General features: G+C 35.3%; 17 protein-coding genes, 1 tRNA gene, 1 other RNA gene and 1 pseudogene. 3 read left to right on the top strand and 17 right to left on the bottom strand.

What is annotated here, in order from left to right; all coding sequences use genetic code 11:
• Window positions 1-175: 175 nt before the first annotated feature.
• From recB to A9G28_RS04390, 16 genes are all read right to left on the bottom strand, one after another.
• On the bottom strand, window positions 176-3,652 hold the full coding sequence (gene recB / locus A9G28_RS04320; RefSeq protein ID WP_065579881.1) for an exodeoxyribonuclease V subunit beta: 3,477 nt from the start codon (window positions 3,650-3,652) through the stop codon (window positions 176-178).
• On the bottom strand, window positions 3,631-4,074 hold the full coding sequence (gene sixA, locus A9G28_RS04325) for a phosphohistidine phosphatase SixA (protein ID WP_218057319.1): 444 nt from the start codon (window positions 4,072-4,074) through the stop codon (window positions 3,631-3,633). Before sixA ends, recB begins: the two co-directional genes overlap by 22 nt.
• A 42-nt stretch (window positions 4,075-4,116) precedes the next feature.
• Entirely contained in the window at window positions 4,117-4,413 is a 297-nt protein-coding gene (locus A9G28_RS04330; RefSeq protein ID WP_065567220.1) for a YfcZ/YiiS family protein, read from the bottom strand.
• Window positions 4,414-4,742: 329 nt separating this feature from the next.
• Window positions 4,743-6,509: a DEAD/DEAH family ATP-dependent RNA helicase gene (locus A9G28_RS04335; protein WP_081297840.1), complete on the bottom strand. Its 1,767-nt coding sequence runs from the start codon at window positions 6,507-6,509 to the stop codon at window positions 4,743-4,745.
• 370 nt (window positions 6,510-6,879) lie between these two features.
• Window positions 6,880-7,734, bottom strand: a complete 855-nt coding sequence (gene nlpI / locus A9G28_RS04340; protein WP_065579883.1) for a lipoprotein NlpI — start codon at window positions 7,732-7,734, stop codon at window positions 6,880-6,882.
• Between the two features lie 26 nt (window positions 7,735-7,760).
• Window positions 7,761-9,875 carry a polyribonucleotide nucleotidyltransferase gene (gene pnp, locus A9G28_RS04345; RefSeq protein ID WP_065579889.1) on the bottom strand — a complete coding sequence of 705 codons (2,115 nt, stop codon included), beginning with the start codon at window positions 9,873-9,875 and terminating at the stop codon, window positions 7,761-7,763.
• A gap of 314 nt (window positions 9,876-10,189) precedes the next feature.
• A complete protein-coding gene (gene rpsO / locus A9G28_RS04350; RefSeq protein WP_065567223.1) occupies window positions 10,190-10,459 on the bottom strand; it encodes a 30S ribosomal protein S15 in 270 nt (89 codons plus the stop codon).
• 159 nt (window positions 10,460-10,618) lie between these two features.
• Complete coding sequence (locus A9G28_RS04355; RefSeq protein ID WP_065567224.1) at window positions 10,619-11,542, bottom strand: LysR family transcriptional regulator; 924 nt, start codon at window positions 11,540-11,542, stop codon at window positions 10,619-10,621.
• 276 nt (window positions 11,543-11,818) lie between these two features.
• A complete protein-coding gene (locus tag A9G28_RS04360; protein WP_065579884.1) occupies window positions 11,819-12,571 on the bottom strand; it encodes a TSUP family transporter in 753 nt (250 codons plus the stop codon).
• Entirely contained in the window at window positions 12,568-13,641 is a 1,074-nt protein-coding gene (gene aroC, locus A9G28_RS04365; protein WP_065579885.1) for a chorismate synthase, read from the bottom strand. Before aroC ends, A9G28_RS04360 begins: the two co-directional genes overlap by 4 nt.
• 30 nt (window positions 13,642-13,671) lie before the next feature.
• Window positions 13,672-14,565, bottom strand: coding sequence for a 50S ribosomal protein L3 N(5)-glutamine methyltransferase (gene prmB / locus A9G28_RS04370; protein WP_065567227.1), 894 nt, complete (start codon window positions 14,563-14,565; stop codon window positions 13,672-13,674).
• Between the two features lie 146 nt (window positions 14,566-14,711).
• Window positions 14,712-14,799 (bottom strand) — tRNA-Ser (locus A9G28_RS04375).
• Between the two features lie 72 nt (window positions 14,800-14,871).
• Window positions 14,872-14,961: a cytochrome bd-I oxidase subunit CydH gene (gene cydH, locus A9G28_RS14025; RefSeq protein ID WP_141672040.1), complete on the bottom strand. Its 90-nt coding sequence runs from the start codon at window positions 14,959-14,961 to the stop codon at window positions 14,872-14,874.
• 25 nt (window positions 14,962-14,986) lie between these two features.
• Window positions 14,987-17,068: a carboxy terminal-processing peptidase gene (prc, locus tag A9G28_RS04380; RefSeq protein ID WP_065579886.1), complete on the bottom strand. Its 2,082-nt coding sequence runs from the start codon at window positions 17,066-17,068 to the stop codon at window positions 14,987-14,989.
• A gap of 9 nt (window positions 17,069-17,077) precedes the next feature.
• A complete protein-coding gene (proQ, locus tag A9G28_RS04385) occupies window positions 17,078-17,626 on the bottom strand; it encodes an RNA chaperone ProQ (RefSeq protein ID WP_065579887.1) in 549 nt (182 codons plus the stop codon).
• Between the two features lie 68 nt (window positions 17,627-17,694).
• Window positions 17,695-18,051: a DNA-binding protein gene (locus A9G28_RS04390; RefSeq protein ID WP_065567230.1), complete on the bottom strand. Its 357-nt coding sequence runs from the start codon at window positions 18,049-18,051 to the stop codon at window positions 17,695-17,697.
• A 178-nt stretch (window positions 18,052-18,229) separates the two neighbouring features.
• On the opposite strand from A9G28_RS04390, the gene A9G28_RS04395 reads away from it, so the two are divergent.
• From A9G28_RS04395 to A9G28_RS13840, 3 genes and pseudogenes are all read left to right on the top strand, one after another.
• On the top strand, window positions 18,230-18,493 hold the full coding sequence (locus A9G28_RS04395; RefSeq protein ID WP_065567231.1) for a helix-turn-helix domain-containing protein: 264 nt from the start codon (window positions 18,230-18,232) through the stop codon (window positions 18,491-18,493).
• Window positions 18,494-18,620: 127 nt separating this feature from the next.
• Window positions 18,621-19,076: an outer membrane protein assembly factor BamE domain-containing protein gene (gene bamE / locus A9G28_RS04400; RefSeq protein ID WP_065579888.1), complete on the top strand. Its 456-nt coding sequence runs from the start codon at window positions 18,621-18,623 to the stop codon at window positions 19,074-19,076.
• Between the two features lie 84 nt (window positions 19,077-19,160).
• Window positions 19,161-19,301: pseudogene (locus A9G28_RS13840) on the top strand (IS256 family transposase); the annotation flags it as partial.
• A gap of 1,090 nt (window positions 19,302-20,391) precedes the next feature.
• Here A9G28_RS13840 and ssrA read toward each other — a convergent pair.
• Window positions 20,392-20,756: a transfer-messenger RNA gene (ssrA, locus tag A9G28_RS04405) on the bottom strand.
• Window positions 20,757-21,241: the final 485 nt, after the last annotated feature.

Genomic DNA, 21,241 nt, shown 5'->3' on the forward strand with positions numbered 1-21,241 from the left:
TCATATTGAAACGGTATAGATTCCTGAATATTTTTTACAAAAATTGTGTCTTTTTTAATTTAAAAGGTCGTTCATGTTAATTAAACAACTAATGGTATAAAAAATAAGGCACTAATTATTTGTGCCTTATTTTTAGTTATTTAATCTATTTTCAACACTGAGCGTTTTTTACGGCTTATAGCTCATTTGATATTCCACCTTCAAATAATTTATCAAGCTCTTCAATAAAGGCTTGTTCAGGCCGATGGTAAAAGACGCCATGTTCAGGCATGCCACGCAAAAACAGGTAATAAACACCGCCAAAATGCGTTTGGTATTGGTAATTTGTTAAGCGATTTTTTAAAAAACGATGCAATGCTAAACAATAAAGTTGATATTGCAAATCATAGCGATGCTCACACATCACTTTTTCTAAAGCGGCTTGATGATAAGATTCAACGCACTTACCTAGCCAATTTGATTTGTAATCAACCACATAATATTTTCCTTCAAATTTAAAGACTAAATCAATAAATCCTTTTAACATGCCTTGTACAGCGTCAAAGTCTAACTTTGGGCATAATTTTGACAAATTATCATATCGTTTACATAAGCTATCTAATTGCTGGCTAGTTACCGTTTTGCGTATAGGGAGATAAAATTGCAATTCATTAATATGTTGATCCAATAATACTTTTGATAAGATTAAATTTGGCTTATGCAGTTGTGTACCCAATACTTGCTGCATCCATTTAGTTATTACGCTATGCCATGCTGGTTCTAAATTTAGCTTTGTCAACATGTTATTGCATAATGCATCAAGGTTATCTGGCGTGACCTCTTCCATAATGCTATGCATTAATGTACCGACATATGCCCCTTTAGGAAAATGATGAATATCATATTGAAAATCGGCTGGCAGGGAACTGTTTGTGTCAAGTTGTGGTTCGTCCCAGTCATTAATAATATCAGGATGGTAAGCCAATATTTGATCATTATGTTTTTGTAATTCCGTGTAACTTGTGACCCGCCAATCACTTGAGATATTGCGCGAAAATACGTTTGCTGACAAAACTTGGTTTGGCAAAATTTGGGGAATATACTGCTTACACTCTACGGGTAATTGTACATCGACTAAATTAGCCATACGTTCAATTGATCTTAATTCACTATTTAATAAATAATTAATAGCAGATTGATTGGCTTTCAATGAGGCAAGACCAATGTAACAATGGTAAACAGAGCGCGTCATTGCAACATATAATAATCGTAAATCTTCAGCAAGTCGTTCGTTTTCTATTTGTTGTTTAATCTCGTCAGTTAACCGCCATACATAATTTAGCTGATAGTCATCATTTTTATCATGATAAAATTGGCTATCTGATATTCGACACAATGAAATAAATGGTAACCAAACAATCGGGAACTCCAATCCCTTGGATTTATGAATAGTAATAATCTTAACAAGGTTTTCATCACTTTCGAGGCGTTGCTGATGATTTTCTAAGTTAAGATCAGGGCTAACTATTTGCTTTGTAAACCAACGAATTAACGCATGTGGGCTATCTAATTCATTTGATGCATCTTGTAGTAATTCCCCCAAATGCATTAAGTTGGTTAATGTTCGCTCGCCATCTTTGTGAGCTAATATGTTTTCAGCTAAATGACGTTTTTTCATCATTCGGCGTAACATAACTAACACACCATAATATTGCCAAATTGCTTGGTATTGTTTGAACTCTTCAACTAAACTTTCCCATTTGTCTTGATTGTCAGTGATTTGCTCTAGCTCAGTCATGGTTTGCCCTAGCAATGACGTCATCAACGCTAACCTTAGTGTTGCTTCGTTTTCAGGCATTAAAACGGCCTGTAGTAGGTTCAATACATCTTTTGCCTCATTTGACGAAAAAACACTACTATGGTTTGATAGGTAAACACTTTTAACACCACAATTAGCCAATTTTTGTTGAATAATTTCTGCTTCACGCCCAGTGCGTACTAAGATGGCAATATCAGCCGTTGTTACGGGGCGCTGTTGTTTTTCATTATCAATTAATATTGATGAATTAGATAACAAAGTCACAATTTGGTCAGCACAACAATTTGCCATGTGATTTTGATAATCTGTTTTGGTTGTAATTTTGTCAGGCAATAAATATGCTGTTAACGCACCTATTTCTTGGTTATTAATTTGCAAAGACTTTTGTTGATTCTGTTTTGCTACATCCATAGGTAAAAAAGGAATATCTTCAAATATGAATGGATTATCGCAATTAGCAAACAATTGGTTAACAGCGTTAACCATCGCTGCCGACGAACGATGGTTTACATCCATGGTAAAATAATTTTCTCCTGCCGATTGTTTAGCTTTTAAATAAGTGAATATATCAGCGCCCCGAAAACTGTAAATGGCTTGCTTAGGATCGCCAATAAACAGTAAGCCTCGATCGGTTTGTTTGTTACCATAGATATGGTTAAAAATTTGATATTGCGCGGGATCGGTATCTTGGAATTCATCAATCAAGGCAACACAGTATTTTGAAGCTATACTTTTCGCTAATCGTGCGCCTGTTTTTGCATGTAATGCGCGATTAAGTTGCCCAATAAGATCATCAAAGCTCATTTCGCCATTTTTAAGTTTCTCGTTGTAAAGATCTTTTTGAATCACACTGACGATATCTATTAAAATTTGGCTACGTAAATCAAACGATTGTTTGAATAAGTCGTCAATCTGATCAAAAACAAAATGGTATGGCGCATTCTTTCCTTCTTTCGTTTTTTCAATTAAAACCGATTGCTTAAACTTTTCGAGCTCATTAGGTAATTGGAAAGATTGAGTTGCATTATTTGCCCATGCTGAGACTTTAGTCACCCAATTAGGTAAATTTCGGCGGCTATATGATTGTTTGCTGACACCTGATTGAGAAATGATATCGACTAACTCATCAACCGACGCTAGCCAAGACTGCTTAACATTTTCAATTTTCTCATAATTTATTTGATGAAACGCTTTAATTTTAGCTGTGATATCTGGATTTATCGGTTTATTGTCGTTTAGATCTAAGCCTAAATATGGGGTAATATCTTTCAATAATTCCGTTGGATCTTGCCATGTTGCAAGGACTAAATAGGCAAGCGATTTATCCAGTGGCGTAAAGTAGTGGCGCCAAAAGTCTTGTGTTACTCGCAATTTTAGTTGTGATTCATCTGAAACTAACTTTTGCTCAAATAACACGCCAGATTCAAACGCATGACTGGTGAGTATACGCTGGCAAAAACTATGGATAGTATAAATTGCCGCATCATCCATTGATTGTTGAGCAACGGTAAGTCGTTGCACCGCTAATTTTCGATCGTCAACTAATTCAATGAGTTGTTGATAAATAGGATCTTGATGTTGTCCTTCCAATAATCCAATTCGTAGTTCTTGTATATTTTTCCTTATTCGAGAACGTAGTTCTTGGGTCGCCGCTTTGGTAAAAGTAACTACCAGAATTTCGTTAACCTCTAAAGGTCTTGGGTAGCTATTTTGGCCAATGCCAAGTAATAACCTTAAGTAAATAAAGGTGAGTGAATAAGTTTTGCCTGTTCCAGCCGATGCTTCAATTAAAGTTCGGCCAGTTAATGGCAAATCAAAAAGATTAAGTCTTTTTACTCCGCTTGATAAAACCATTCAAGTTTTCCTGCAGAGTCTAACGACAAATTAATACAAGCAATTGCCGCTGTAGGAAACATAGGAGGATTGATTTGCGGGCACAATTCATTAACTAAATATCCCACTAGAGGTAGATGTGATACCACTATTACATTTTCAGTGCCTTCAGCTAGCAACATCGTTAATATGCCAGCGGCATGTGATGAGTTACCACCGGGCACTAAAAACTGATCAGTTTCAATCTTTACAACATTAACGTGTGATGATAATGCAGTAAATGTCTGTTGAGCACGTAAATAAGGGCTGACTAAACCAAGCTCAAATTGATAACCTTGCTCTTTAAGCCACATTCCAGCTTGATTCGACTGTTTTATGCCATAATTGGTTAAGGCTCTGCTAAAATCCGATGAAGCAGAAAACCCTGCTTCACCGTGTCTCATAATGCAAACTTTCATTTATAGTTAATTTTCATCTATAGTTAATTAACGTAATTTTAATTGAAAAATCATAGATTCTGCACCACAGCAAAAGGTAAATTTTACTGATAATTTAAATCCATCGTTAACTTTTTCAATATTGCTATCAATTTTGCATGGTTCTGTTTCAACATTTTTTGCAGCTTGTGTTAATGAAGCCAATTTAGCTTGAGCTTCTGATTCTGTTGCAAAAACGTGCTCATACCCAGCAGTACAATCTTCGTTGTCAATTATTGTACCAACATCCACACAACAACATGCTGCTGTTTCATTAGCTTTACATTTATTTAAGGAATTTGCCATGCTATACCTCTGTTTACCGTTTAATATTAGCAACAGTATACTCTCAATCCTAACTTAGGGCAAAACACTAACATTGTTTTATTTTAGTTTCTTTCTCAGAAAAAATTTATGACTAATTCATTATGTCTATATTACTTATTTGCAATAACTAGACCGCTAACCATACTTACCTCGTATTGATTAACTTTTGAAGTTATATCATTAATTTTCTAACTCAATCTTGCATGGCCTCAATATTGCATGGCATATAGGGCGAACGACTTTGCTAGTAGTTGTTCAAAATGAGAGGAGATAAATTTACCTCTGCCAGATGGCAGAGGTTAACATCATTAAAATTTAGGTGCTGAAGGGCGACCACGTTTTTTTGCAAATCCTTTATCAGATATATCAGATTTGCCACTTTTACGGCCTCGCTTTGCTTCAGCCGTTGTGCCAGTACATAGACTCATTTTCATTGGTTGATTAAGAACTCTTACTTTTTCAAAATGTTTCAACATGTCTTTCGGCATGCCTTTTGGTAATTCAACAGTTGAATAAGTATCATAAAGTTTAATATTACCAATGTACCGACTACTAATATCACCCTCATTGGCAATTGCTCCAACAATATGACGAACTTCAATACCGTTTTCTTTACCCACTTCAATGCGGTACATATCCATATCGCCAACATCTCGGCGCTCTCGACGTTTGGGTGATTCACGGTTATCACCACGCAACCGACGCTCGCCTCCTCGGCTATCACGATCTCGCATTTCTCGCGCAGGTTTAAATACTGGATCTGGTGGTAAAATTAGTGGGCGTTCACCTTGCGCTAATTTTAATAAAGCAGTTGCAATTGTTTCTAAATCAGCTCCGCTATCAGATTGTATTTGTGCTAATAGATTTTGGTATTGGTCTAAATCGCTACTTTCAAGTTGTTTTCGGACTTGTTCAGTAAATTTAACTAAACGACGTTTTTCGAGTAGCTCTTTAGATGGTAATCCAACTTCTGGAATCGGTTTTTTAATAGTTTGTTCGATATTCTTAAGTAAACGACGCTCACGGCTATCAACAAATAAAATAGCTCGACCTGCTCGACCTGCTCGACCTGTTCGTCCAATACGGTGAACATAAGATTCAGAATCTAATGTGATATCATAATTGATAACTAAACTAATACGCTCAACATCTAGCCCACGAGCAGCAACATCAGTTGCAATTAAAATATCAAGCCGACCGTTACGTAAGCGATCTAAGGTCTGTTCTCGTAATTGTTGTGTCATATCGCCATTTAAAGCAGCGCAACTATAACCATTTTTTTCAAGTACATCAGCTACATCTAAAGTGGCTGATTTTGTTCGAACAAATATGATAGCGGCATCAAAATCTTCTGCTTCTAAGAAGCGAACAATCGCTTCGTTTTTACGCATACCACGAACAAGCCAATAACTTTGATCAATATCAGGTGCTGTTTGATTAGTCCCTTTAATTTGAACTTCCTTTGGATTATGCATAAATCGTTTAGTAATACGACGAATTGGTGCTGGCATTGTTGCCGAAAATAATGCTGTTTGATGATCTTCTGGGATCGTTGCCATGATGCTTTCTACATCATCAATAAATCCCATTCTTAGCATTTCATCTGCTTCATCAAGTACTAAACCTTTTAGATTGGAAAGATCCAATGTTTTGCGATTTAAATGATCAAGTAAACGTCCTGGTGTGCCAACCACAATTTGTGGACCTTGTTTTAAGGCACGTAACTGGACGTCGTAGCGTTGCCCACCATATAAAGCAAGAACTTTTACTCCTTTCATATATTTTGAATATTCAGAGCAAGCATCAGCAACTTGTATCGCTAATTCTCGTGTTGGTGCTAAAACTAAAAGTTGTGGTGCTTTTAAATTTGCATCAATATTCATTAAAAAAGGAATTGAAAACGCAGCTGTTTTACCGCTACCTGTTTGTGCCATACCCAATACATCATTACCATCTAATAATAGAGGAATACACTCAGATTGGATAGGTGATGGTTTGCTAAAACCAAGATCATTTAAGGCGTTAAGGATATCCTCGGATAAACCAAGGTCAATAAAAGAAACTTCTTTTGTCATGTAAACTCGCTTATAAATTTTGAATATATAAACTTGTTTATTTCGTTGGCAAAGATATTAATATTTATGAATAAACATCAATAGTTAACTATCTTATTTTGCCAAGCAAATAAACAAAGCAAATATAAATTTATGCCAGCTCACTAAATTGAAAATTTACAACTAACCCCAATAACTAACTGCCGATATTGACTTAACAACGATTCGATATAAAACAAAATAGATTTAAAACAAAATAGATTTAAAACTAATTAACGTTTATATAATCGAAAATAAAGCTAACAGCACTATTCAATGTTAAGAATATATTACTGGCAAATCAGAATACGCTATAACGACATTTTCACTTTTAAAACTGGCATGACCCTTGTTACTTTTCTTCAAGTAACTTCATTTCATAGAGTGCCTGTTGATGTTCAACATAATTATAAATATTATTTGCTAAAGCATATTTAAATAACATTTTGGCACGCTCGTCGTCACCTTTACTTTGGTAATACTTACCTAAGTAAAAGTAGGCTTCACAAAGGCGTTCGGCTAACTGCCGATTACTCTCAACGCCTTCTTGAAGGTTTTGCATTAATTTAGACTCACTTATTTTTCCTAAATAAAATGCAATAATATTACCACTGTAACTCGCTTTATCATTAATCAGCTCATAACGTTTTTGTAGCTCATTTTGCGCAGACTTATTGTCTGTTTCTTTTTCGATCAAATAAAGCCATAAAATCCTGATAGGTTCATTCACATCGTATTGATAAAACTGCAATGCATCACGTTCTGCTGCTTGGTAATGCCCAGTGCGATACAAGGTAATTGCCCGATTTAAATAGGCATAAGCATAAGTAGGATCAAGCTCTAATGTAGTATTAAAGGACGTTAAAGCCTCATCAAAATTACCTTCTCGCAGAGCATAAGTTCCCAAAAAATTATAAACATCAGGAGTTCCAGGGTTAAAATTTAACAAATAAGAAAAATCACTTTGTGCAAAAGCTTTAAACCCTAATGAATCGTAAACAATTCCACGCTGAAAAATGAGCTGCATACGCGTTGCAGTGTCAATATTTTTTTGAGATAGCTGTTGGCTGATCTGAGCAATTTTTAACTCATCATCATAAGAAACTTGCTCAGGAACAGCCAGCAAGAGCTGAGAGTTAGTACAACCCGACAAAAGAATAACAGCCAGTAAAAAGCAGTATACAGTCCTCAGGTTGAATAATCTCACTTTTATCCCCCTAGTGAATAATATGTTTATTCTGCAGTCGGAGCTACGTCTACCGCTGGCTCAACAGCATCTTTCATACTCAGACGGATTCTACCTTGGCGATCAATTTCAAGCACTTTGACATTGACTTCTTGGCCTACTTTTAGATAATCAGCCACTTTTTCGACTCGATGATCAGCTATTTGGGAAACGTGGACTAGCCCTTCCTTTCCACCGATAACAGATACAAAAGCACCAAAGTCAACAATTCTAGTTACTTTTCCTGTATAAATTTTACCTATTTCAACATCAGCAACCAAGTTAGTAATGCGAGCCATAGCATCTTTAGCTTTATTTCCATCAGAGGCTGCAATCTTAACGGTACCATCATCTGCAATTTCAATGGTTGTACCTGTCTCTTCGGTTAAGGCACGAATTGTTGCACCACCTTTACCAATAATATCGCGGATCTTATCTGGATTAACATTCATCGTATAAATACGAGGAGCAAATTCAGAAATCTCTTGACGAGGTTGATTAATTGCTTGCTCCATCACACCTAAAATATGCAAACGAGCACCTTTAGCTTGATTTAATGCAACTTGCATAATTTCTTTAGTGATACCTTCAATCTTGATATCCATTTGAAGCGCACTTACACCGTCACGGGTACCGGCTACTTTAAAATCCATATCACCAAGATGATCTTCATCACCTAAAATATCAGATAACACAACAAACTGATCGCCTTCTTTCACTAGCCCCATTGCAATACCAGCAACAGAAGACTTAATTGGCACACCGGCATCCATAAGCGCAAGCGAAGCGCCACAAACCGAAGCCATTGAAGACGAACCATTTGACTCAGTGATTTCAGAAACCACACGCACAGTGTATGGGAATTCTTCCTTACTTGGCATTACCGCAGCAACACCACGTTTAGCTAAACGACCATGACCGATTTCTCGACGTTTTGGAGAGCCGACCATACCTGTTTCACCAACAGAATATGGAGGAAAGTTATAATGAAGTAAGAAGCGCTCAGTATATTCGCCTGTTAACTCATCTATGATTTGTGCATCGCGTTCAGTTCCTAAAGTCGCCGTAACTAATGCTTGCGTTTCGCCACGCGTAAACAATGCACTACCATGTGTTCTTGGTAAAACATTAGTACGAATATCAAGTGCACGAATCATATCTTTTTCACGACCATCAATACGTGGCTCACCGGCAATAACACGTTGGCGAACAATTTGGCTTTCTAAATCGACAATAATATTAATCGCTTCGTTTTCATCAAGCTCTTCATTTTGTTCTTTTAACGTAGCTAATACTTCTTCTTTGATTAAATCAATTTGTGCATAACGCGCTTGTTTTTCGGTAATACGATAAGCTTCACCTAAACGCTCTTTAGCTAGCTCAACAATCGCATTATATAATGCTTCGTTTTTAGCTGGAGCTACCCAATCCCATTTTTCACAATTGGCTTTTTCTACAAATTCATTGATATTATCAATAACAATTTGTTGTTGTTCATGACCAAATACCACTGCGGCTAACATTTGATCTTCAGTTAGTAGATCTGCTTCAGATTCAACCATCAATACTGCACTTTTGGTTCCTGCCACAACTAAATCTAAACGACTTGTTGCTAGTTCTTTTACTGATGGATTTAATACAAATTCATCATTAATAAAACCAACACGAGCCGCACCAATAGGACCATGGAATGGTACACCAGACAAACAAAGTGCGGCAGAAGCACCAATCATAGCAACTAAGTCAGGGCTTACATCAGGATTGACTGACACAACTGTTGCAATAATTTGGATTTCATTAACAAATCCTTCAGGAAATAATGGACGAAGTGGACGGTCGATTAAACGTGCAATTAAAGTCTCGCCTTCACTTGGTCGGCCTTCACGTTTGAAAAATCCACCTGGAATGCGTCCCGCTGCATAAGTACGTTCTTGATAATTAACCGTCAACGGGAAAAAGTCTTGACCATCTTTTACTTTTTTATTGGCAACAACTGTAACAAACACAGCTGTATCATCCATATTGACCATAACAGCTGCCGTTGCTTGACGAGCCATAATACCAGTTTCTAAAGTTACTGTATGACGGCCATATTGAAATTTTTGAGATGTCGGGTTAAACAAAATAATGTCCTCTTGTTCTTTTATTATGTTGAAGTTTGATATTTCGACTGGGAGTAACATTACATTACTCTTATTGATATTCTCTTCAACAATGTGGGGGATATTTTCAACAAAAAGATTATTTCACTGTCACGACTAATGACAAATCTATAAGTTATAGAGCTCTCATTAGTCGCGCGAAACATGAGATACAATCTTCGCTTTGTTGAATTACATAAAATATTAATTTTTATTTTCGTGCTCTACATTATATCAGAGCGCTGTTTTTTCACAACGAAAAAGAGGCCTAAGCCTCTTTTCAAGTAGATTATGAATTAGCGACGTAAACCTAGTTTCTTAATCAATTGACTATAACGTTCAATATCTTTACGGCGTAAATAATCTAATAATTTACGGCGACTAGACACCATACGTAATAAACCACGACGACTATGATGATCTTTCTTGTGCTCAGAAAAATGACCTTGTAAATCATTGATACGTGCAGTCAAAAGAGCAACTTGAACTTCAGTTGAACCAGTGTCGTTAGTTCCTCGCCCATATTCGGCAACGATTTTCGCTTTAGCTTCTACAGTTAGAGACATAACAAACCTCTTAAAATCAAAATAAAATACGGAACGACCGATCTCTAATTCAGACATTCCTCGATATTCATATAGCGATATTAGTAGCTATATGAATTACGCGCAATTATACTAGAATTTATTAAAATAGCAATTCGATTTATTCTTAATTTAACAACCTTATTTCAACTTAAAACCATATTCTTCTTGAATGAGTTTTTTAAGCGCTTCAATATAATTTTGCGCTGATATACTTAATTGTGCTTTTTGTGAGGTGATCCAGCCAATTAGGATTTTTTCTTCTACATCTAACGGTATTGATAAAATATCAGATCCATTTAAATCGGTACTTAACACCCCAGTGCTAATAGTATAACCATTAAGACCATGCAATAGATTAAACAACGTGGCTCTATCACTTACATGAATACTTTTTTTATGATAAACCGTACTTAAAATCTCTTCAGAAAAATAAAATGAGTTATACTCGCCTTGCTCAAAAGAGAGGTAAGGGTAATCTTCTAAATCATCTAACGTTAATGATTTCATTTCAGCTAATGGATGGTGAGTACTGATAAATACATGAGGATGCGCTTCGAAAAGTGGATAAAATGTTAATCGATGCTCTTTCAGTAAACGTAAAATGACCTTTTGATTGAAATCCGTTAGGTATAAAATGCCAACTTCACTGCGCAAATTGGCAACATCGGTGATAATATCATGGGTTTTTGTTTCTCTTAAAGTAAACTCGTACTCATCAGTGTGGTTTTTTTTAATTAAATTAACAAAAGCATTAACCGCAAACGCATAATGCTGAGTAGATATGCTACACAACTGCTTAGAAGGCTCTTTTTTGGAATAGTGTTGTTCTAATAACTCGGCTTGATCTAATACTTGCTTAGCATATCCTAAAAACTCAACGCCATCTGGCGATAAAGAAACACCTTTAGAGCTACGCACAAAAATTTCAATACCAAATTCAGTTTCTAAATCTTTTACTGCCGTTGATAAACTTGGCTGGGTAATATACAGATTCTTAGCCGCTTCATTAATTGAACCCGAACGAGCGATTTCTAAAATATAGCGTAATTGTTGAAGTTTCATAATGTTAGTTAACAGTGTTATCACAAACTAGCTTAATTAATACAAATATATACTAAATAATATTTAAGTGAAGTGAATAATTGTTTCCACTTTTATACTGAAACATATAATTTTCTAAAATTTTTTAACAATAGCTTACTTGCGATTAGTCGAGAAAAATGAAAAGAGATGAAACTGACCGAACGATAAAATCACTTTAATTATATTAGCCAAAGCCGCTAACGCACAATTAATATCAAAATAGAGCAAAGAACTAATTATTTAACTGGCGCTAAATTAAAAAAAGTTTTCATAAATCAATTTGATACTCATAAGCGTTGAAACGGCGATTAGCATGGGTCTGATTAATTTGCGACCTTTGGTAAGCGCCATCTTAGCGCCAATTCTAGCACCTATACATTGGCCGACTAACATTACAAGCCCAAGCGACCATACCACTTCGCCGCCAACAATAAAAAATAGCAAGCCAGCTAAATTTGAGGTAAAGTTTAGCACTTTGGTATGCGCAGTTGCTTTGGTTAAATTAAAGCCTGCCAATGTAATATAGGCTAAAGCATAAAACGAACCAGCACCAGGTCCAAAAAAACCATCATAAAACCCAATACCCAAAGCAGGAACGAGAGCAAATTGGATAAGTGTAAGTTGGCTTTTTCGATCGTTTTCACCAATGGTTGGAGATAGTAAAAAATAAAGCCCAACGCCAATAGTTAAAATAGGCAATAATAGTTTCAAAAAGTCAACTTGGACATGCATCACTGATAATGAACCGATTGCAGAGCCAATAAAAGCAAAAGCAATTGCCCATTTTTGTTGTGTTAGATCCACCATGCGCTGACGAATAAAATATAAGCTAGCCGAAAATGATCCGCCACAACTTTGTAATTTATTTGTAGCCAATGCACTTGCGGGCGGTAAGCCAACTGCTAGTAAAGCTGGTACGGTTAGTAAACCACCACCACCCGCAATTGAATCAATAAATCCCGCTAAAGTAGCAATGACAAACAGTAAGATAAGTAATTCATAGCTCATAGCTGATTTACATCGTTACATTGAGCACGGTAACGAAGATAATGATCCATTAGCACAATAGCGACCATTGCTTCAGCTATGGGTACTGCACGTATTCCCACACATGGATCATGTCGACCATGGGTTGAAACTTCAACTTGTTCACCATAAATATTGATTGATTGACCAGCAATTTCAATACTTGGCGTCGGCTTTAAGGCTATACTTGCTAATATCGTTTGCCCTGAACTAATCCCCCCTAAAATACCGCCAGCATGGTTAGACAAAAAACCTTGCTTGGTGATCTCGTCTCGATTTTGGCTACCTCGTTTATTGACAACAGCATATCCATCGCCAATTTCAACGCCTTTTACTGCATTAATACTCATTAAAGCATGAGCAAGCTCAGCATCTAATTTATCAAACACAGGCTCGCCAAGTCCAACAGGAACGTTTTCGGCAACAATGCAAACTTTAGCTCCAATTGAGTCGCCTTCTTTTTTTAGCGCTCTAAGTAACTGATCAAGTTCTTCTAGTTTACTTTCATCAGCACAAAAAAATGGATTTTGTTCAACTTGTTTCCAGTCTTTTAATTCACATTTTACATCACCCATTTGAGCTAAATAACCACGAATAGTTACGCCAAGCTTCTCTTGTAGATACTTTTTAGCAATAGCACCTGCAGCAACCCGCATAGCTGTTTCACGGGCAGAAGAGCGACCTCCACCACGATAATCGCGTATACCATATTTATTTTGATAGGTATAGTCAGCATGACTTGGTCTAAATACATCTTTTATTTTGCTATAATCTTGGGAGCGTTGATCAGTATTTTCAATAAGCAAACCAATACTTGTACCGGTTGTAACACCTTCAAACACGCCTGATAAAATCTTGACTTGATCTGCTTCACGGCGTTGAGTGGTATAACGAGATGAGCCAGGTCGACGACGGTCAAGATCATATTGCATATCCGATTCAGTTAAAGCAAGTCCAGGAGGAACACCGTCAACAACGCATCCTAATGCGATGCCATGCGATTCTCCAAATGTGGTCACTTTAAATAATTTTCCAATTGAGTTTCCTGCCATAATAAATTTATTCCAATTATTAAAAACAGCTTATTTAAAACAGTAACGGTATTGAACCAGCGCTTCACGTGTAATTGAAAATACGCCCAATCCACCATGCTTAGTTTCTATCCAATTAAAAGGTACATTGGGGTATTGTTGCTGTAGGCTAACCCAACTATTACCAACTTCACAAACTAATACACCCTCTGGTGTTAAATAATCTATCGCGTCTCGTAAAATTCTTTTTACAAGATCTAAGCCATCAACTCCTGCCTCTAATGCTAATTTAGGTTCATATAAAAATTCGTCAGGCAAATCACTCATATCTTCACTATCGACATAAGGGGGGTTAGTGACAATAAGATCATATTGTTTTATAGGAAGATCAATAAATAAATCCGACACAATAGGAGTAACTCGAAAATCCATTTCGTGCATTTCAATATTGGTTTGTGCTATATCTAATGCTTCTAATGAAATATCAGTTATATCCACTTGAGCATCAGTAAACTCATAAGCACAAGCAATGCCTATACAACCACTGCCCGTGCATAAATCTAAGATATTTTTAGGTTCAGCAGATATTATCTGTTTAAAATGGTTATCAATTAATTCACCAATAGGAGAACGAGGAATTAATACCCGCTCATCGACATAAAAAGCATGTCCACAAAACCAAGCTTGATTGGTTAAATAAGGCGTTGGCACACGATCTTTAATGCGTTTATGAATAATCTCCAACAGTTGATTTTTTTCTTCATCGGTCAGATTTGCGGAATAAAATTCTGCAGGGACAAATAACGATAAGCCTAGCGTTGCCAAAATTAATTGTTTAGACTCATCAATAGGATTATCCGTACCGTGTCCTAAAAAGACATCTGATAGGCTAAGTTGTGATGCCGTCCAGCGTATAAAATCCTGAACTGTGCGTAAGTTTTCCATAGTAGCTCCAAATAATCTAGGAGAGGAAGGTATTACTTGTTATTGTAGCTAGTGACCCTCAATAAAGAGAATTTGTTAAAGCAAACTTAACTATTACTTCTAACAATACTGTTGAACTAAGTGTTCTATCCTTCAATAACGAAATATGGCGGTGAGGAAGGGATTCGAACCCTTGATACGTTGCCGTATACACACTTTCCAGGCGTGCTCCTTCAACCACTCGGACACCTCACCTAACTATTAGAGCCAGCTTTTTTAAAGCAGGCTGCATACTATAATAATCACAAGATAATTAATCAAGCTTTTTTAATTCATACAAACAATAATACCAAATGTCGCTAGTACAGCTAGTATGCCAACTGTTGTGATCAATGCATATTTTAAATTTAAGCACATTCTTATTACCTCCACTTATTTATTATTAATTAGCCTGTTCGATCGGTGAATCAAACGAAATAATTTCGTTAATAGATTTATTACTTTCAATTTTCGGATATTTAGGCGCAAAATCAAGCAGTATCTCGATAGATTCATCTAAGTAAGCATCAGGTTGCTTATAATCTTTGGGTAAATCATCTAATTTATTAATTGATGGTAAACCCGCCTTCTTTAAACGCTCATTCATTCTTTTCAAATCGCGTTCATCATTTGTTTTTTGTTCTGCTTCTCGTTTATTTTTATTAAGCGAAACAATATATTGGCGATCTTTTTGATCATTGAACCTTTTAATATCTTCATCAATATAAATAAATTCAGGATTTTTTGAAATTCTAGCCAAATGCAATGATTCAAGCTCAGGTAACAATAACTTGATATTGGCAAGAGTCAAATAATTAGCTGACGGTATTTTATCCCAAGGTAATGCATTATCTAAGAATCGTTCACCTGTCTTATCAACATACTTCATTTTATTCATTTCAATATCTGGCTCAACACCTTTTAATTGAGTGCTTCCACCATTAATACGATAAAACTTCTGAATAGTGTATTGAGCCCCTCCCAATTCAGGCCAATTCGGGTGTAATCTCGCATCAACTGGGTAAGAAATGTTACGAGATGTTTGTACAGTTCCTTTACCATAAGTTGTTTCGCCAACAATTAATGCACGTCCATAATCTTGCATAGCTGCAGAAAATATCTCTGAAGCAGATGCGCTATAGCGATTAATCATGACAACAAGCGGCCCACTATACTCAATGCCTTTATTCTTGTCATCGTAAGTGATGACTTTTTGTAAATTATCACGAACCTGAACAACTGGTCCCCTATCAATAAATAAACCAGTCAAATTAATAACTTCGGTTAATGAACCTCCGCCATTATCACGTAAATCAATGACTAGGCCTTGCAAATTTTCTTTATTTGCTTTCAATAAGAGTGAATCAACTTTTTCGGTTAGCCCCATATAGAAACTAGGTATTTCAATAACACCCACTTTACCTCGTGCATTATTAATGATCTTTAATTTAGCTTCACGATCTTCAAAATGAATTTTATCACGAGTAAGCTCAATGATTTTTGCCTTACTATTATTGCCGGCAGGTAAAATTTCTAATTTGACTACAGTGCCCTTTGGACCACGAATTTTATCAACGATATCATCTAAACGCCAACCAATAACATCTTCTATTGCAGAACGGCTTTGACCTACACCAATAATTTTATCGCCTACAGAAAGTAGCTTACTTTTTTCTGCAGGTCCACCTGTTACAAAAGACATAATTACTGTATAGTCATCTTGCTGGCTTAACGTGGCGCCAATACCTTCAAATGATAAACTCATTTCAGAGTCAAAATCTCGTTTTTTACGCGGTGCCAAGTAGCTAGTATGGGGATCGATTTCTCTTGCAAATGCATTCATAAATATCTGAAAAGCATCTTCATTATTTGATTGAACTATCGTCTTTAAAACACGATTATAACGTTTAGTCAAAACTTCGCGGATCTCTTTCTCATTTTTTCCTGATAAGGATAAACTTAATTCGTCATATTTAACACGCTTATTCCAATAAGTATTAAGTTCAGCTTCAGAAGTTGGCCAAGCAATGTCTTCACGATTAAAATCAACATCATCATTGGTAGAAAAATCCATTGGGCGTTGTAAAACTTCAAGTGCATATTGATAACGGCTATAACGTTTTTGTAAAAAAAGATTATAAATGTCATAAGCTGTTTTTAAATTGCCATCAATTAATTCTTGCCCTAAAGATTCTTGCCTATTTCGAAAGCTATCAACATCGCTTTGTATAAATATAAACTTATTGCCATCTAATAATTTAAAATAACGGTCAAAAATCTGAGCAGAAAAAGCACCATCTAAAGCAAAATTACGATAATGTGATTGAGTAAAAAAATTAGTTACACGTTTAGCAACAACTTGGTGGATCTCATCTTGCTTCAAAACTGGGATTTGCTCTTTATTTTGTGGTTTTGCCTGAACATTTTGGCCAGCAACACTCAAAATAAGGCTAAGCGCAATAATACCTTTCAGTAATTTATTCATTCAAATTCTCTACTTATTGATAATATGTTCAGGTTTAACCGTTAATTCCATACCTGCCCCAATCTTTACTTTAATCTGCTCTTTTTCAATATTAATTATTTGCGCTTTTATAGGTTTTTTACCTATTAAAACTCTAATAAAATCACCATTTTTTAGAATTTTAGCCTTTTTAGAGGGAGCACGAGTAGTTTTACGTTTTTCTTTTGCTTGTTCTTTAAAACGCTCTTTAGCCTTTTCCTTACTCTCTTTCAACTGTTTTTGAGCATGTTCCATCTGTTCTTGGCTAATCACCTCATTTGGGTTTCCATCTAAATCAACACGATTAGCGCCTTCTTTTATACTATATAAGTAACGCCAACTCATTGTATATGCTCTTAGTGCAGCACGTAGTTTAGTTTTACTCAACGCTTCATTCTCGTTTAAGCGAGAAAGTATATCTTGAAAAATTCCAATCTTTAATGGTTTTGCTTCACCTTCAAGGGTAAAACAATTAGGAAATTGTTGAGATAAATAAACAATAATTTCTTTACTATTTGTTAATTGAAACTGACTTTCCATTGGTTATTCCATAGCTATTAAATTGAACTCTACATAGGTTAAAGTATATCGCAGCTTACACAATAACACTAATTATCTTTTTTCTGTTTGTTAATAAAAGTAATAAATTCTTTAATGCCATTTCGCATCAACCATGAAGCAACAATAGATTGCTCATCAACGGATAACTGTTCAAACGCAGTCATCCATAGTTGTAAAGGCTCGATCGGCGAAACGACATAACTAGCACTTTCTTCCTCAATATATAACGCTTTTTTAACATTAAGCGGTAAACTACCTATATGATATTCTACAGCCTTACCGCGAACACCAACTCTTTTTCGGGCTGTCCAATTTTCAGCTCTCGCTTTTCGATTAACCCCTTGTATCGTTGATGGCATCCCTGCAATATTTGATAGCTCTTTTGATGAGAACCACTCTTTCATTTTTACTATCCCACTTTAACAAAATAAGAAAAAGTTATAGAAATTAAAGAAACTTTGATACAATAAATAAGAAATAAAAAATTATTATTAGCTAAAGTCCAATTATAAACTTACACGTTTTAGTAACATAAGAGCATAACATAGATATACAAGGTTATAAACTAAGAGGAAATAAAAAATGAAAATAAAGTCTAATGATTGGCATCCTGCAGACATTATTGCCGCCTTAAAAAAGAAAGGTACAACACTTGCAAATCTATCACGCCAATCCGGTTTAAGCTCATCAACGCTTAGCAATGCATTAGTTCGTCCATGGACAAAAGGAGAGGTTATTATTGCTAAAGAATTAAATTTAGAACCTCACCAAATTTGGCCTAGCCGTTATATTGATCGAAAAACTAAGCAGCCAATAAAGCGAGTGTTGCGGCAGAGTAAGGAATAAACTTTCAACTAAACCATAATAAAAAATGAACATAAAAACACCATTAGGAAAATATGGAAACATAAAGAAACAAAATAGTTGTTTCCATATTTTTATTATTAACAGCCTATTCTAATTTAGATATTATTTGTTAATAATAAAAATACAAGCTCACCTTGAACGTTGCCCAACATGTGCTATTATTGGCAAACATCAAGGTATTAACATTAAACAACGATACATGAAAAATTTAAAAAAGTTTCTTATTGCATTTTTATCGATCATAATTTTATCAAGTTGCTCAAAAAAGAATTTTTTAGAACAAGGAACCACATTAAATAAAGAAAAAGTCAGCAAAATAGTCGAAGGTTCAACAACTGAATCACAAATGATTAAACTATTTGGTGTGCCAACAATTCGAAAAGAGATTAATTCAAATGAAATACAATGGACATATCAATATGTCAAAAAAAGTTCAACCAGTCATATGATTATCGGTGAAACCCAATACGATATTGTTGAAGGAACTCTTGATGTTATCGTGTCAAAAGGCTTAGTCATTTGGTTTAATTATAATGAAGAACACAAACAGAAAAAATGGTAATTAAAGGATAGTCCAATCCTAGATTTAGCCCTATAAATGATTTTGTGTATTTGCTTACTTTTAATACCTTGTAATATAAAATAAAATGGGAATTATCGCAGCAAGGCGGTTTATACCCTACTCGCACTGAATTTAGCAGCGAAAAAGGAAGCATTAGATTTATATTTGTCTGAAAACGAAAGGGTGCATCTTTGGTTATCTATTTTGGCCGATTTGCAAAACAAATGAAAATAGCTTGCTCAAGCAGTGGTATTTGAGGTGGCAAATGCAAGAAAATAGGGGCAATACTAACCCAAAATTTGAATTTAGCATTGTCACAGTTGATGATATTTTTCTCTAATCGTCTTGATAAGGTGCTCTCTTTGTGAATTAAACTGACACAGAATTATGAACAATCTCCACTCCTTCTATTGATTGCCAATGCAAAAAACATCATATTGATTTAATTATTTTCAACGTAAATCTCTATAATCAACTGTTATTTAACTTAGTCTTCCTGTAGCATGCTCCTCGCCAAAACTTGAGATAGATTTTTAGTCAAAGAATGAATATCATCACCCACCACCATAAAAAACTTAAATAAAATCAATTACTTTTCTGACTGATTTTTATCATGCCGATTTACCCTTCTTACTGTCTCATCACAGCCTTAGTCCATGATATCATGGACTAAGCTTGGCGCGCTTAAACATGCATTAAATAAAGCATAATCCACCGCCTATTATTTGAACACTATACTAAATTTTTACTTATATTGATTTAACATAGATATTGAGTAGATAATATACAGCATATAACCATAAGGATAAGTAATGCAGGTATTTATCAGCAAATGCGGAGGTATAAATCATATTGTATGCTTATTCGTTTTCTTGCTGAAAATTCAATATTGTTAGGTTTAAGCGACCTACCACGACTGAGGTTTATCTTTGAACCTCACTTACTGTAATGAAGCCTAAGGATAACTTCCACAGCTAATTAATGCGCCTTTTCTGGTATACACATGTGTATAATTATAAACGCCTGATTTTAGAATTATTCAATTTAACCAAGATATGTATACTACCAACATCAAATAAAGAGTAATTTTTATCTCTTGGCTTGACAGCTTTTATTTGAGTGTCTGTTAATGGATGTGTTTTTCTTACCATAATTATTTTAGGTATACGAGATATATTGCATCCGTATACCCAAAAATTTGGGTTGTGAATGTACATTACTGATACTTGCAGGATAATAAAATTGATTTTAAGACCTGTTGTTACTAGGTTTGGCAGGCTTTAAGCGCTTTAAAGAATGTTACTGTTTATTGAATTGGTGGAGCTGGCGGGAGTTGAACCCGCGTCCGAAATTTCTACATCCTTGGTACTACATGCGTAGTTTGTTTTTAAATTTCATCAACCCGCTGCGAACAAACACGCTACTGATTGACTAGCTTGATTAAGTTTAATGCTTCCGCCCCAAGCAAGGCTTCCACACGATCTCGTTTAGGTTTGACTCCTCTTGATCCCCGTCCTACGAGCGGAGGCTAGGGAGAGAAGGCTCTATGCAGGTTATTAAGCTGCTAGTGCGTAGTTTTCGTCGTTTGCGACTATTTTTTTGCGGTTTATTTACGAGGCCTACCGCACCTCGGCATGCACCTTGGGTTTCGCAAATCCCGTCGAATCCAGAATCAGCCCCAAATGTGGTTAGTATAAATATAATATCTAGGCATTATAGGCGAATTCAAGTACGAATACAAGTTAGCTTGCTTTTAGGTTAATTTTGCGTTGCTGTATATCGTTATTTCTATAATTATATTAAGCATTTGTAGCATTCTTTTATAAAAAATCTTCAGGGAAATAGATGTTTTAGTATAAGAATAAATTTTATGAACGTTAAAAGTAAGAATATCAACCAATCAATTATGTAACAGCTTAATAAAATAAATGGGGAATATTGTGAATAATTATTTTATTTCTAAAAATAATTATTATTAAATAACAAACAGTTATTTGTTATTTTGTTAAATATTAAAAAATATATGAAATTAATTTGAACTTTTTACTTTTTTAGTTGTCTATATTAACAGATTACGTTTTTCATTTTTTGCCCTCCACTCGATTTTTCGAGTGGATTTTTTTTGCCTAAAAACAAACTAAATACAAAAATGATACCTATTTTAA

This window comes from Gilliamella sp. Fer1-1 (genome assembly GCF_001690825.1).
Lineage (GTDB): Bacteria > Pseudomonadota > Gammaproteobacteria > Enterobacterales > Orbaceae > Gilliamella > Gilliamella apicola_C.

Bases quoted from the DNA above. Each gene is read 5' to 3' on its own strand.
- recB (WP_065579881.1), bottom strand. From the start codon at position 3,652: ATGGTTTTATCAAGCGGAGTAAAAAGACTTAATCTTTTTGATTTGCCA.
- sixA (WP_218057319.1), bottom strand. From the start codon at position 4,074: ATGAGACACGGTGAAGCAGGGTTTTCTGCTTCATCGGATTTTAGCAGA.
- A9G28_RS04330 (WP_065567220.1), bottom strand. From the start codon at position 4,413: ATGGCAAATTCCTTAAATAAATGTAAAGCTAATGAAACAGCAGCATGT.
- A9G28_RS04335 (WP_081297840.1), bottom strand. From the start codon at position 6,509: ATGACAAAAGAAGTTTCTTTTATTGACCTTGGTTTATCCGAGGATATC.
- rpsO (WP_065567223.1), bottom strand. From the start codon at position 10,459: ATGTCTCTAACTGTAGAAGCTAAAGCGAAAATCGTTGCCGAATATGGG.
- A9G28_RS04355 (WP_065567224.1), bottom strand. From the start codon at position 11,542: ATGAAACTTCAACAATTACGCTATATTTTAGAAATCGCTCGTTCGGGT.
- A9G28_RS04360 (WP_065579884.1), bottom strand. From the start codon at position 12,571: ATGAGCTATGAATTACTTATCTTACTGTTTGTCATTGCTACTTTAGCG.
- aroC (WP_065579885.1), bottom strand. From the start codon at position 13,641: ATGGCAGGAAACTCAATTGGAAAATTATTTAAAGTGACCACATTTGGA.
- prmB (WP_065567227.1), bottom strand. From the start codon at position 14,565: ATGGAAAACTTACGCACAGTTCAGGATTTTATACGCTGGACGGCATCA.
- cydH (WP_141672040.1), bottom strand. From the start codon at position 14,961: ATGTGCTTAAATTTAAAATATGCATTGATCACAACAGTTGGCATACTA.
- prc (WP_065579886.1), bottom strand. From the start codon at position 17,068: ATGAATAAATTACTGAAAGGTATTATTGCGCTTAGCCTTATTTTGAGT.
- proQ (WP_065579887.1), bottom strand. From the start codon at position 17,626: ATGGAAAGTCAGTTTCAATTAACAAATAGTAAAGAAATTATTGTTTAT.
- A9G28_RS04390 (WP_065567230.1), bottom strand. From the start codon at position 18,051: ATGAAAGAGTGGTTCTCATCAAAAGAGCTATCAAATATTGCAGGGATG.
- A9G28_RS04395 (WP_065567231.1), top strand. From the start codon at position 18,230: ATGAAAATAAAGTCTAATGATTGGCATCCTGCAGACATTATTGCCGCC.